This is a genomic window from Amycolatopsis sp. NPDC051716 (assembly GCF_040681595.1).
Lineage (GTDB): Bacteria > Actinomycetota > Actinomycetes > Mycobacteriales > Pseudonocardiaceae > Amycolatopsis.
This window is the reverse complement of the sequence record NZ_JBFAZA010000002.1, coordinates 334,498-347,298: the sequence shown is the minus strand read 5'-3', so window position 1 is coordinate 347,298 and position 12,801 is coordinate 334,498. Positions and strand designations below refer to the sequence as shown.

10 protein-coding genes are annotated in these 12,801 nt (G+C 69.7%); 8 read left to right on the top strand and 2 right to left on the bottom strand.

Annotated elements, in window-relative coordinates; all coding sequences use genetic code 11:
• Positions 1 to 574 precede the first annotated feature (574 nt).
• From AB0M30_RS03875 to AB0M30_RS03850, 6 genes are all read left to right on the top strand, one after another.
• Complete coding sequence (locus tag AB0M30_RS03875) at positions 575 to 2,332, top strand: glycoside hydrolase family 3 protein (RefSeq protein ID WP_364579624.1); 1,758 nt, start codon at positions 575 to 577, stop codon at positions 2,330 to 2,332.
• Positions 2,329 to 3,615, top strand: a complete 1,287-nt coding sequence (locus tag AB0M30_RS03870; RefSeq protein ID WP_364579413.1) for a DUF1343 domain-containing protein — start codon at positions 2,329 to 2,331, stop codon at positions 3,613 to 3,615. The genes AB0M30_RS03875 and AB0M30_RS03870 overlap by 4 nt, the downstream gene beginning before the upstream one ends.
• A gap of 47 nt (positions 3,616 to 3,662) precedes the next feature.
• On the top strand, positions 3,663 to 5,393 hold the full coding sequence (locus AB0M30_RS03865; RefSeq protein ID WP_364579621.1) for a serine hydrolase domain-containing protein: 1,731 nt from the start codon (positions 3,663 to 3,665) through the stop codon (positions 5,391 to 5,393).
• Positions 5,394 to 5,631: 238 nt separating this feature from the next.
• Positions 5,632 to 6,606, top strand: a complete 975-nt coding sequence (locus AB0M30_RS03860) for a MurR/RpiR family transcriptional regulator (protein ID WP_364579410.1) — start codon at positions 5,632 to 5,634, stop codon at positions 6,604 to 6,606.
• Positions 6,607 to 6,629: 23 nt separating this feature from the next.
• The gene (locus AB0M30_RS03855) at positions 6,630 to 7,559 is read left to right on the top strand and encodes an N-acetylmuramic acid 6-phosphate etherase (protein WP_364579408.1); all 930 of its coding nucleotides are present in this window, start codon (positions 6,630 to 6,632) and stop codon (positions 7,557 to 7,559) included.
• 106 nt (positions 7,560 to 7,665) lie between these two features.
• Positions 7,666 to 8,706 (top strand): HoxN/HupN/NixA family nickel/cobalt transporter, encoded by a 1,041-nt coding sequence (locus tag AB0M30_RS03850; RefSeq protein ID WP_364579619.1) that lies wholly within the window; start codon positions 7,666 to 7,668, stop codon positions 8,704 to 8,706.
• On the opposite strand, the gene AB0M30_RS03845 is transcribed toward AB0M30_RS03850, so the two are convergent.
• Together AB0M30_RS03845 and AB0M30_RS03840 are read right to left on the bottom strand one after the other, a co-directional pair.
• Positions 8,703 to 9,425 carry an oxidoreductase gene (locus AB0M30_RS03845; RefSeq protein ID WP_364579405.1) on the bottom strand — a complete coding sequence of 241 codons (723 nt, stop codon included), beginning with the start codon at positions 9,423 to 9,425 and terminating at the stop codon, positions 8,703 to 8,705. The genes AB0M30_RS03850 and AB0M30_RS03845 overlap by 4 nt on opposite strands.
• On the bottom strand, positions 9,422 to 9,919 hold the full coding sequence (locus AB0M30_RS03840) for a phosphoribosyltransferase (RefSeq protein WP_103337782.1): 498 nt from the start codon (positions 9,917 to 9,919) through the stop codon (positions 9,422 to 9,424). Before AB0M30_RS03840 ends, AB0M30_RS03845 begins: the two co-directional genes overlap by 4 nt.
• Before the next feature lie 113 nt (positions 9,920 to 10,032).
• On the opposite strand from AB0M30_RS03840, the gene AB0M30_RS03835 reads away from it, so the two are divergent.
• Together AB0M30_RS03835 and acs are read left to right on the top strand one after the other, a co-directional pair.
• On the top strand, positions 10,033 to 10,635 hold the full coding sequence (locus AB0M30_RS03835) for a GNAT family protein (RefSeq protein WP_364579403.1): 603 nt from the start codon (positions 10,033 to 10,035) through the stop codon (positions 10,633 to 10,635).
• 100 nt (positions 10,636 to 10,735) lie between these two features.
• Positions 10,736 to 12,718, top strand: a complete 1,983-nt coding sequence (acs, locus tag AB0M30_RS03830; RefSeq protein WP_364579401.1) for an acetate--CoA ligase — start codon at positions 10,736 to 10,738, stop codon at positions 12,716 to 12,718.
• The last annotated feature ends 83 nt before the right edge of the window (positions 12,719 to 12,801 follow it).

Below are 12,801 nucleotides of genomic sequence, written 5' to 3'. Positions count from 1 at the left end.
GGTAGAAGAGAAGCCTGTTCCACCCCGGCAAACCTCCGTGCGCGGACTCCGGGTACCCACGCGCAGCGCGCCGCGGGAGGCTCGTCGTCTAGGGACTGCGTAGTGGGACGCCACACGCCGAGTCCATGTAGGTACGACCAGAGTTGCACGCTTGGTCGCCCGAGAGGTTCGCGCTTGCAGGCGGCGCCCGTGGCTTCGGCCACGGGCGCCGCCTCGTCTATTTGGGGGTACGTCCCGGGCATCTCGCGTGTCTGGCGGGGCATCACACGTGATTGAAGGGGCATCACGCGTGATTGAAGGGTCGACTCGCGTGACTGGAGGGTCGACACGCGAGGGTGGGGCACCCGTTCGGATCTGCGTGCATCTTGCGGACGGCGACTTTCCTACCGATCCGGGTACGACTGGCGCGTTCGTGCGGTCGGTCGATGGACAGCGCCGGATTTGGTGAGTAGCTTCCCGATATTGGCGCCTCTGAGTGGACTTCTGACGTCCGAGCGCCCGCTACTTTCTGGGAGGCTGAGTCGTGACGACCCGAAATCGGAGGTTCCATGCGCTCGCCCTGCCCGTCGCGGGGGTGCTCGCCTTCACCGGTGTGGGTGTCGCGACCGCGGCGAGCGCACCGCGGGTGAGCGCGGACGCGCAGGCCGAGGCCGCGGCGACCCAGGCGTTGCGCGGGCTGACGCTCGAGCAGAAGGTCGGGCAGCTGTTCGTCACCTGGGTGAACGGCAAGACCGCCGACGAGGTCAACCCGAAGAACCAGACCGACTTCGGCGTCGACACCCCCGCGCAGGTCGTCGAGAAGTACCACCTCGGCGGGGTCATCTACTTCAACAACGACACGCGCGACAACTTCGACGACCCCGTGCAGGTCGCGAAGCTGTCCAACGGCCTCCAGCAGGCCGCCGTCAGGAGCGGGGCGCACATCCCGCTGCAGATCGCCGCCGACCAGGAGGGCGGCACGGTCACGCGGATGGGCGCGCCGGCCACCGAGTTCCCGAACGCCATGGCCATCTCCGCCGGGCGGGACACGAAGCGCGCGACGCAGGCGGCGACCATCCTCGGCCGCGAACTGCGGGCCGTCGGGATCAACCAGGACTTCGCGCCCGATTCGGACGTCAACTCCAACCCGGTCAACCCGGTCATCGGCGTCCGGTCCTTCTCCGGGCAGCCCGGTCTGGCCGGCGACTTCGTCCGGGCCGAGATCAAGGGCTTCCAGGACTCCGGCTTCCCGACGAACACCGTCGCGGCGACGGCCAAGCACTTCCCCGGGCACGGTGCCGCGCCGACCGACAGCCACACCGGGCTGCCGCGGATCGACAGCACCGAGGCGCAGTGGCGGGCCACCGACGTGCCGCCGTTCAAGGCCGCGATCGCGGCCGGCGTCGACTCGATCATGAGCGCGCACATCCAGTTCCCCAGCCTCGACCCCTCGCTCGAACCCGCGACGCTGTCGCAGCCGATCATCACCGGCCGGCTGCGCAACGAACTCGGCTACAACGGCGTCGTGATCACCGACTCCCTCGAGATGGAAGGCGTGCGCAAGCTGCACGGCGACGCCGAGATCCCGGTGCTCGCGCTCAAGGCGGGCGTCGACCAGCTGCTCATGCCGGTGCACCTCGAACTCGCCATCGACTCGGTCATCGCGGCCGTCAAGTCCGGTGACATCCCGATGCGGCGGATCGACCAGAGCGTGCTGCGCGTGCTCAAGCTCAAGTTCCTGCGCGGCATCCTCTTCGCGCCGTTCGTCGACACCGGCCGGGTGATGAAGACCGTCGGCATCCCGCCGAGCCTCGCGACCGCGCAGGACATCGCCGACCGCGGCATCACGGCCATCGCGAACGACGCCGGTCTCCTGCCCCTGAAGCAGAAGCCCGCGACGACGCTGGTCACCGGCTGGGGCGTGTCCACGACGGCGACACTGGCGCAGAAGCTGACCGCCCACGGCACGGCCGCGACGGCCTACCAAACCGGCCAGGTCCCGACGGACGCCCAGATCGCGCAGGCCGTCGCCAAGGCCCAGACCGCCGACCTCGTCGTCGTCCTGACCAACAACATCGCCACCTACCCGCTGCAGACGAAGCTGCTCGACGCGCTGCAGGCCACCGGGAAGCCGGTGGTCGCGGTCGCCGCGCAGATCCCGTACGACGCGGGCTACCCGAGCACCGTCCGGACCTGGCTGGCCACCTACGGCTACATCACGCCGACCCTGGAGGCGCTGGCCAAGGTGATCCTCGGCGAGACGAAGCCGGTCGGGAAGCTGCCGGTCGACATCCCCGCGGGGGCCGACATGCAGACCGTGAAGTACCCGTTCGGCCACGGGCTGACCTGGTGACGCTCAACCGGCGCCACTTCCTGGGCGCGAGCGCGCTGGCGGTCCCGGTCCTGGCGGGCGGTTCGGCCGTCGCGGGAGCCGAGCCCGAACGAGCCGCACAGGCCGAGCAGGCCGAGCAGGGGCGTGGGCGCGTCCTCACCGGCGCCGAGCAGCTGGCCGCGCAGGGCTGGCGTCCCCTCCAGGGCCGCAAGCTCGGCGTGCTCTCGAACCCGACCGGCGTCCTGCTGGGCGGCGACCACATCGTCGACTCGATGGTGGCCGCCGGCGTGAAACCGGTGGCGGCCTTCGGCCCCGAACACGGCTTCCGCGGCAGCGCGCAGGCCGGTGGTTCCGAAGGCGACTACACCGACCCCCGCACGGGCGTCCCGGTGTACGACGCGTACGGCGTCGACGCGACGAAGCTCGCTTCGCTGTTCATCAAGGCCGGCGTCGACACCGTCGTGTTCGACATCGCCGACGTCGGCGCGCGCTTCTACACCTACATCTGGTCGCTCTACACCGCGATGGTGGCCGCCGCGAAGACGAACGCGGCCCTCGTCGTGCTCGACCGGCCGAACCCGATCGGCGGCCGGGCGGCCGGCCCGCTGCTCGACCCGAAGTTCGCTTCGGGGATCGGCAAGAAGCCGATCGTCCAGCAGCACGGCATGACCGCCGGCGAGCTCGCGCGCTTCTTCGCCGAGGAGTTCCTGCCCGGCGAAGGGGTCCGGCTCCAGCACCTCGACGTCGTCCAGGTACGCGGCTGGCAGCGCGACACGCTCTTCGCGCAGACCGGGCTGAACTGGGTGCTGCCGAGCCCCAACATGCCGACACCGGACACGGCGCTCGTCTACCCGGGCACCGGGATGTTCGAAGGCACGGTGTTTTCCGAGGGTCGGGGCACCACCCGGCCGTTCGAGATCATCGGCGCTCCCGGGCTCGACTGGCGCTGGCGCGAGAAGCTCGAGGACCTCGCCCTGCCCGGCGCGCGGTTCCGCGAGACCTACTTCGTCCCCACGTTCAGCAAGTTCGTCAACCAGACGTGCGGCGGCGTGCAGCTGAGCGTCAGCGACCCGCGGGCCTTCGACGCGATCCGCACCGCCGTCGCCATGCTCGTCACGGCCAAGGCCTTGCACCCGGACGTGTTCGCCTGGCGTCCCGACAACTACATCGACAAGCTGTCCGGGTCCGACCGGCTCCGGACCATGGTCGACGCCGGCGCGGGCGTCGACGAGGTCACCGGCGCCTGGCGGGCCGAGCTGGCCGAGTTCGAGCGGAGACGGCGCCACTACCTGCTCTACCGCTGAGGGGGAGACTCGTGCGTGCTAGGAAGGTCCTCGTCGCGGCCACCGGAGTGCTGGTCGCCCTGACCACGTTGACCGTGTCGGACTCGGGAGCCAGCGCCATCACCAGCCACGATCCGGCGGCCGGCCGCTTCGACCGGCCGCAGCACGGGTTCGCCCCGCTGTGGACGACGCTGCGCGACGGGCGGCCGCAGGACGCCGGGCTCGACCCGGCGCCGATCAAGGCGGCCGAGGACTTCCTGGCGAGCTGGACGAAGCCGGACGCTTCGGGGCACCCGCACTTCTCCGGGGCGGTCGGCCTGCTCGCGCATGATGGCGTGGTCGTCGACCGGTACGCGGTCGGCGGCGCGCTGCGGTACGCCGACGCCACGGGCACCGAGCTGCCCGCGGACCAGCAGGTCCCCATGAAGAACGACACGATCTTCGACATGGCTTCGATCTCGAAGCTGTTCACCTCGATCGCGGTGCTCCAGCTCGTCGAGCGCGGGCAGTTCACCATCGACACCCCGGTGAGCCGCTTCTTCCCGGAGTTCGCCACCGGCGACAAGGCCGCCATCACGGTCAAGATGCTGCTCACGCACACCTCGGGCTTCGACGCCGACCCCATCCCGTCGCTCTGGGCGGGCTACCCCGACATCCCCTCGCGCCGGCAGGCCGTGCTCGACAGCCCGCTGAAGAACAAGCCGGGGACGACGTACCTCTACTCGGACATCAACCTGCTGACGCTCGGCTTCATCGTCGAGAAGCTGACCGGGCAGTCCCTCGACAAGGTCGTCCACGACCGGATCACCGCCCCACTCGGCATGACCGACACCGGGTACAACCCGCCCGCGGCGAAGCTGAGCCGGATCGCCGCGACGGAGTTCGAGGCGAACCCGCCGCGCGGGATGGTGCGCGGCAGCGTGCACGACGAGAACGCGTGGTCGCTCGGCGGCGTCGCCGGGCACGCGGGCGTGTTCAGCACCGCGAGCGACATGGCCGCCCTCGCCCAGGCGATCCTCAACGGCGGCAGCTACCGCGGGCACCGGATCCTCCGCGAAGAGACCGTCCGGCAGATGCTGACGAACTACAACCAGCAGTTCCCGGACGACGCGCACGGCCTCGGCTTCGAGCTCGACCAGCCCTGGTACATGGGCGCGCTGGCGTCGCCGGTCACCGCCGGGCACACCGGTTACACCGGAACGACGCTGGTCATCGACCCGGAGTCCCGGTCGGTCGCGATCCTGCTGACGAACCGGGTGCACCCGACCCGGAACTGGGGCTCGATCAACACCGCCCGCCAGGTCTGGGCGACGTCGCTGGCCAGGGCCATGGCGGTGCGGCCGGTGGCCGGGAAGGACGCCTGGGCGAGCACGCTGGGTAACGCCGCCGTAGCTACGCTCAGCACCCGGGCATTTACCACGCATAGTGATCAAGCGCGGGTCTCGTTCGCTGCTTTCGTGGACACCGAGGGCAGCGGTGATCCACTTCAGCTGCAGGCCAGCACCGACGGCGTTAACTGGCAACCGATCGCCTTGTCGGTTTCCGGACCGGGGGCACCCTCCGGAACCGTCACGTCGCTCTCCGGGCACGGGCACCGCGCCTGGTGGCGGGCGGTGGGGACGCTGCCGCAGGGCGCGTCGGTGAGCCTCCGCTGGCGTTACAGCACCGACCCGAGTTACACGGGACGAGGAGTTTCGGTGGACAGTGTGAAAGTCACCGAGAGCGGCCGATCACTCCTCGACGGTGAACATGACCCCTCGATATTCATTGCAGAGGGTTGGCAGTTGACCTCTCGGTGACCGATCGATCGCCGAACGTCGACCAAGAGGCCGAATTTACCGTCTTCTTGCCGCTTGCACCGCGACACTAAGTTGCCAAGTCGTTAGCTTGACCTCGTTAACAAGGGCGACCTGGTTGGCGACTTTCTGGTCAGTGATTAATCGCAAATCCAGATCCGCAGACACGGACGGGTTGCGAACCGACCGAAGGGTGTGGGTAGCCTTGTCACAGATGCCAACGGTTAGTAACTTTCCGACGATGAGTGATACCGAATCCGTAACCGGCCCGGTACCGTCCGAGCCCGTATCGGTCCAGACGGCCGGACGGGACGCCGACTCCAGCCCGCTGGTGCGGATCCGGTCGCTGCTCCCTGGCCTGGCCCGCGCCGAGCAGCGCGTGGCCAAGGTGGTGCTGGAAGACCCCGCGCACGTCGCGCGGCGCAGCATCACCGAGGTGGCCCTGGCCGCCAACACGAGCGAGACCACGGTGACCCGGTTCTGCAAGGCCGTCGGCGTCGGCGGGTACCCGCAGCTGCGCATCGCGCTGGCCGCGGACACCGCGCGCACCGAGGCGCGCACCACGCGCAACCTCGGCGGCGAGATCGGTCCGGAGGACGACCTGGCCGCCGTGATCGGCAAGGTCAGCTTCGCCGACGCGCGGGCCGTCGAGGAGACGGCCGACCAGCTCGACGTCGCCACGCTGGAGCGCGTGATCCAGGTCGTCGCGAACGCCGGCCGCGTGGACGTCTACGGCGTGGGCGCCAGCGCCTTCGTCGCCGCCGACCTGCAGCAGAAGCTGCACCGCATCGGCCGTGTGTGCTTCGCGTGGTCGGACACGCACATCATGCTCACCTCGGCCGCGGTGCTGAGCCCCGGTGACGTCGCGATCGGCGTCTCGCACACCGGCGCGACCACCGACACCGTCGAGGCGCTGCGCGTGGCGCGCGAGCACGGCGCCAGCACCATCGCCGTGACGAACTTCCCGCGTTCCCCCATCACCGAGGTCTCCGACCACGTTTTGACGACCGCGGCGCGGGAAACCACGTTCCGTTCCGGAGCGACGGCGAGCCGGATCGCCCAGCTCACCGTCATCGACTGCCTGTTCATCGGGGTCGCGCAGCGGCACATGGACGCCTCGGTCAACGCGCTGGACGCGACGAGGGACGCGGTCGGATCACACCGCTTGGGGGTCAGGCCGGACGGTCGTCGCCGTCCGCGGGAAACCGGCAAGTAATGCCCGGAGAAAAAGTGAGGCGCATGATGACCGTCCCCGTGCAGGCGGTGCACGTCGATTCGCCGACCGAGACCCGCAATCCCCGCACCAAGGACATCGACCTGATGTCCACCGCGGGGATCCTGGGCGCGATCAACGCCGAGGACCGCACGGTCCCCGGTGCCGTCGCCGCGGTGCTGCCCCAGGTGGCGCACGCGGTGGACTACGCGGTGGACGCCCTGCGGGCCGGGGGCCGGGTGCACTACGTCGGCGCGGGCACGTCCGGGCGGCTGGCCACCTTGGACGCGGCCGAGCTGGTGCCGACGTTCAACGTGCCGGGCGACTGGTTCATCGCGCACCACGCCGGCGGCGAGCGCGCGCTGCGCCAGGCCGTCGAAAACGCGGAGGACGACTCGGCGGCCGGGGCCGCCGAGATGGCCGCAATGGTGCAGCCGGGCGACTTCGTGCTGGGGCTGACGGCGTCGGGCAGGACGCCGTACGTGCTGGGTGCGCTGGCCGCGGCGTCGCGCCAGGGCGCCCGGACCGGGCTGGTCTCGGGCAACGCCAAGGCCGCGAAGCCGGCCGGGGTGGACGTGCTCATCGCCGTCGACACCGGGCCGGAGGCGATCGCCGGCTCGACCCGGATGAAGGCGGGCACGGCGCAGAAGATGATCCTCACGTCGTTCTCCACCGCGACGATGATCAAGCTGGGCCGGACCTACTCCAACCTGATGGTCAGCATGCGGGCGACGAACGCGAAGCTGCGCGGCCGGACCATCCGGATCCTGCAGGAAGCCACCGGGATGACGATGGCGGACTGCTCGGACGCGCTCACCGAGGCCGGGGGCGACCTCAAGGTGGCGCTGGTGCACTTGCTGTCCGGTGAGGACGTCAAGAGCGCCGCGAAGGCTTTGCACGCGTCGGGCGGGCACGTGCGGAAGGCGTTGGACACACTTCGGGTGCGAGCGAGCTAGCTTCTCATCTGTTCACCTGTCTAACCTCTCAGATGAGAGGGAAGGCGGGTGCGCGATGGCGGTCGAGACGGAGGACTCGCGGCGCGGGCTTTCGCGGCGCGAGTGGATGTCGATCGGCGGGATGGCGGGGTTCATCCTGCTGCTGAACGTCGTGGGCTGGGGCGTGCTCACGGCGTTCGTCGCGCCGCACCACTACGCGCTGGGCGCGTCCGGCGTGTTCGGGATCGGGCTGGGTGTCACGGCGTTCACGCTCGGCATGCGGCACGCGTTCGACGCCGACCACATCGCCGCGATCGACAACACGACGCGCAAGCTGATGGCCGACGGCCGACGGCCGCTGTCGGTCGGGTTCTGGTTCTCGCTCGGGCACTCGACGATCGTCTTCGCGCTGTGCCTGCTGCTGTCCCTCGGCGTCCGCGCGCTGGCCGGGCAGGTCGAGGACGGTTCGTCGGCGTTGCACCAGGCCACCGGCGTGATCGGGACGTCGGTGTCCGGCGTGTTCCTGTACGTGATCGCGATCCTGAACCTCGTGGTGCTCGTCGGGATCCTGCGGGTCTTCCGGCAGATGCGCCGGGGCGAGTTCGACGAGGCCGCTCTGGAGCACCAGCTGGACAACCGCGGCCTGCTGAACCGGCTGCTGCGCGGGGCGACGAAGGCCGTGCGCAAGCCGTGGCACATCTACCCGGTCGGGCTGCTGTTCGGGCTGGGCTTCGACACCGCGACCGAAATCGGGCTGCTCGTGCTGGCCGCGGGCGCCGCGACGTTCGCGCTGCCCTGGTACGCGATCCTGGTGCTGCCGATCCTGTTCGCCGCCGGGATGACCCTGTTCGACACCGTGGACGGCTGCTTCATGAACTTCGCCTACGGCTGGGCGTTCGCGAAGCCGGTGCGCAAGATCTTCTACAACATCACGGTGACCGCGCTGTCGGTCGCGGTGGCGCTGCTCATCGGGACCATCGAGCTGGTGTCGATCCTCGCCGAGAAGCTGGCCATCACGAGCGGGCCGCTGGCCGCGATCGCGTCGGTGAACCTGGACTACGTCGGCTTCGGGATCGTCGGGTTGTTCGTGCTGACGTGGGTCGTCGCGCTGGCGGTGTGGCGGTTCGGGCGCATCGAAGAGAAGTGGTCGGCGAAGCTGTCCGGCTAAGAAGCGGCGTCCGAGATGCTCTTCGCTTCGCGTGCACCGGCTTCGAACGCTTCGCAGCAGAAGAGCAGCCACGCGCGGACGCCATCGGGCGTCCCGCTCGCGAAGCCCTCGGCCGCTTCGAGGTAACGCGGCACCCGGCGGAAGAACGCCACTTCGGGCACGCTCAACGATTTCGGGTCGAGGCCGGTCGCGACCATCGTCAGCCGGGCGGCCGCGCGCGCGACGACGCCGTCCGCGCTGCCGAACGGCTTGAGCGCCAGCAGTTCGCCGTGCACGACCGCGGTCAGGACCGGGCCCGGCACCGACGTCGCTCCGGTCACCAGCTGGGCGAGCAGTTCGAGCCGGCCCCCGCCGGAATGGGGGCGGCCCAACGCGTCCAGGTCGTCGACGAGGTCCGCCGCGGCCAGGACGTGCAGCCGCGCCAACGCCTGCAGCGGCGCGCGGCGCCACGTCGGCAGCAGCGACTCGAGGGTCTCCGCGACGCGCAGCGCGCCGGCGAGAACGGGGTCGTCGACCGCCCCGTCGGCGGGCAGCTCCGGGTTGGCGCCTTCGATGCCGGCCGACGCGCGGGCGGCCCGCACGGACGCTTCGGCCGCCGTCGCCGCGCCGCCGCGGAGGTTCGCCGGGAGGCGGTGGACCGCGAACACCGCGTCCTGCGCGGACTTCGCCGCCGCCGCGACGCCTTCGAGGTCGAGGAGGGGCTTCAGCGGGTCGGTCATGCGTCGAGCACCTGTCCTTCGCGGGTGACCACGGGCGGCAGCACCGACCACGGGAAGTTGATCCACTTGCCGGTGCGCCGCCAGACGTACTCGCACTTGACCGTCGAGTGCGGCTTCTCGTAGATGACGGCCGAGCGCACTTCGGCGACGTGCTCGAGGCAGTAGTCGCGGACCAGCTTCAGCGTGGCGCCGGTGTCGGCGACGTCGTCGGCGATCAGCACCTTCTTGCTCGTGAGGTCCACGACGTTGGGCACCGGCGGCAGCATCACCGGCAAGTCGAGGCGCTGGTCGACGCCGGTGTAGAACTCGACGTTCATGACGTGCAGGTTCTTCACGTCGAGCGCGTAGCCGAGCGCGCCGGCGACAAACAGCCCGCCGCGCGCGATCGAGAGGATGAGGTCCGGCGCGAAGCCGTCTTCGGCGATGGTGTGAGCCAGTTCACGGCTCGCCGTGCCGAACAGCTCCCAGCTCAGCTCTTCTCGCTCTTCGGCCATCGAGCCCGCCCTTCCGTGGTGGTCCGCCGAGCATAGGCAACCCGCAAGTGGTCTCTGAAAATGATCAGAAATTGGCTATCCTGAGCGGCCACTGGCCGACTTACGGTGGGCATGTGAGCGACTGGACCACGCGACCGACCCTCTCCGGCGAGCACGTCCGCCTGGAGCCCCTGACACCCGAGCACGCCAAGGGCCTGTTCGAGGCCGGCACCGACCCGGGCATCTGGGCGTGGCTGAGCATCCGTCAGCCGGGGGATCTTCCCGCCGCCGAGCGGATGGTCGAGCAGGCGCTCGCCGACCCCGACCGCCGGCCCTTCGCGCAGATCGACGTCGCCTCCGGCCGCGTCGCCGGGACGACGTCGTACTACCAGGTCGTCGAGAAGCACCGGATCCTGTCGATCGGGCACACGTGGATCGGCGCGGACTGGCAGCGCACCGGGCTGAACACCGAGTCGAAGCTGCTGCTCCTCCAGCACGCGTTCGAAACCCTTGGCGCGCAACGGGTCGCGTGGGAGACCGACATCCGCAACCTCCGCTCGCAACGCGCCATCGAACGGCTTGGCGCGCTTCGCGAAGGCGTGCTGCGGGCGCACCGGATCCGGCCGGACGGCTCGTCGCGCGACACCGTCCTCTATTCGATGCTGGCGCCGGAGTGGCCGGCTGCGAAGGCCCGGCTGAACGAACGCTTAGTCACCGGGTCTCGCTGGGCGCGGTGAACCGGCCGGGCCGCGTGGGTGCAACCTTTTACAAGGCGGACTAACGTCGCTAGCGTGCCGCTAGCCGTCATGTCGGCGCACTACAGGAGGCCTTGCAACCATGACCGAGCAGTCCCCCGCCCTGGACAACCTGCTCACCGAGAGCCGCACCTTCCCGCCCAGCGACGAATTCGCTGGCCAGGCCAACGCGAAGGCCGACCTCTACGCCGAGGCCGACGCCGATCGCGAAGCGTTCTGGGCGAAGCAGGCCGAGCGGCTCACGTGGGACACGAAGTGGACCACGGTACTGGACTGGACCAATGCACCGTTCGCGAAGTGGTTCGTCGGCGGCAAGCTGAACGTCGCCTACAACTGCGTCGACCGGCACGTCGAGTCCGGCCACGGCGAGCAGGTCGCGATCCACTGGGTCGGCGAGCCGGGTGACACCCGGGACATCACCTACGCCGAGCTGAAGACCGAGGTTTCCAAGGCCGCCAACGCACTCGCGTCGCTGGGCGTCACCGCCGGCGACGTCGTGGCGATCCAGCTGCAGATGGTGCCCGAGGCCATCTTCGCGATGCTCGCGTGCGCGCGGATCGGCGCGCTGCACAACGTCGTCTTCGGCGGCTTCTCCCCGACGGCGCTGCGGGCCCGCGTCGACGACGCCGCCGCGAAGGTCGTCATCACCTCCGACGGCCAGTTCCGCCGCGGCAAGGCCGCGCCGATGAAGGCCAACGTCGACGAAGCGCTCGAAGGCGCCGAGACCGTCGAGAAGGTCATCGTCGTGAAGCGCACGGGCGAGAAGCTCGAGGGCGAGGTGCCCTGGACCGACGGCCGGGACCTCTGGTGGCACGAGCTCGTCGACGGACAGTCCGAAGAGCACACTCCCGAAGCGTTCGACAGCGAGCACCCGCTCTTCATCCTCTACACGTCCGGCACGACCGGGAAGCCGAAGGGCATCCTGCACACCTCCGGCGGCTACCTGACGCAGACGGCGTACACGCACCACAACGTCTTCGACCACAAGCCCGGCGAAGACGTCTACTGGTGCACCGCCGACATCGGCTGGATCACCGGCCACAGCTACATCGTCTACGGCCCGCTCGCGAACCGCGTCACGCAGGTCGTCTACGAAGGCACGCCGAACACCCCGCACGAGGGGCGGCACTGGGAGATCATCCAGAAGTACAAGGTCTCCCTCTACTACACGGCCCCGACGCTGATCCGCACGTTCATGAAGTGGGGCGCGGAAATCCCGGAGAAGTACGACCTGTCGTCGCTGCGGGTGCTGGGCTCGGTCGGCGAGCCGATCAACCCCGAGGCGTGGATCTGGTACCGCGAGAACATCGGCGCCGGGCGGACCCCGATCGTCGACACGTGGTGGCAGACCGAGACCGGCGCGATCATGATCTCGCCGCTGCCGGGCGTCACCTCGACGAAGCCGGGCTCGGCGCAGAAGGCGCTGCCGGGCATCTCCGCGAAGGTCGTCGACGACACCGGTGCCGAGGTCGGGCCCGGCGGTGGCGGGTACCTCGTGCTCGACAAGCCGTGGCCGTCGATGCTGCGCGGGGTCTGGGGCGACGAAGAGCGCTTCAAGGACACCTACTGGTCGCGCTTCAAGGACCAGGGCTTCTACTTCGCCGGCGATGGCGCGAAGTACGACAACGACGGCGACATCTGGCTACTGGGCCGCGTCGACGACGTGATGAACGTGTCCGGCCACCGCATCTCGACGACCGAGGTCGAGTCGGCGCTGGTCTCGCACCCGACGGTGGCCGAGGCCGCGGTCGTCGGCGCGACCGACCCGACGACCGGCCAGGGCATCGTCGCGTTCGTGATCCTGCGCGGCAACGCCGTCGACGGTGGCGAGGAGGCCATCCAGGCGCTGCGGAACCACGTCGCGAAGGAGATCGGGCCGATCGCGAAGCCGCGGCAGATCATGGTCGTGCCGGAGCTGCCGAAGACGCGTTCGGGCAAGATCATGCGCCGCCTGCTGCGCGATGTCGCCGAGAACCGGCAGGTCGGCGACGTCACCACGCTGGCCGACTCGTCGGTGATGGACCTGATCTCGTCGGGCCTGAAGTCGGGCAAGTCGGAGGAGTGAGCTAGCGTCTCCTGGAGTCAGAGCCCTTCCGGCTTCGCGCCGGGAGGGCTCTGCCATGACACCCCGCGTGGCGCGGCTCGAAC

Bases quoted from the DNA above. Each gene is read 5' to 3' on its own strand.
- AB0M30_RS03845 (WP_364579405.1), bottom strand. From the start codon at position 9,425: ATGACCGACCCGCTGAAGCCCCTCCTCGACCTCGAAGGCGTCGCGGCG.
- AB0M30_RS03850 (WP_364579619.1), top strand. From the start codon at position 7,666: ATGTCGATCGGCGGGATGGCGGGGTTCATCCTGCTGCTGAACGTCGTG.
- AB0M30_RS03855 (WP_364579408.1), top strand. From the start codon at position 6,630: ATGATGACCGTCCCCGTGCAGGCGGTGCACGTCGATTCGCCGACCGAG.
- acs (WP_364579401.1), top strand. From the start codon at position 10,736: ATGACCGAGCAGTCCCCCGCCCTGGACAACCTGCTCACCGAGAGCCGC.
- AB0M30_RS03840 (WP_103337782.1), bottom strand. From the start codon at position 9,919: ATGGCCGAAGAGCGAGAAGAGCTGAGCTGGGAGCTGTTCGGCACGGCG.
- AB0M30_RS03860 (WP_364579410.1), top strand. From the start codon at position 5,632: ATGAGTGATACCGAATCCGTAACCGGCCCGGTACCGTCCGAGCCCGTA.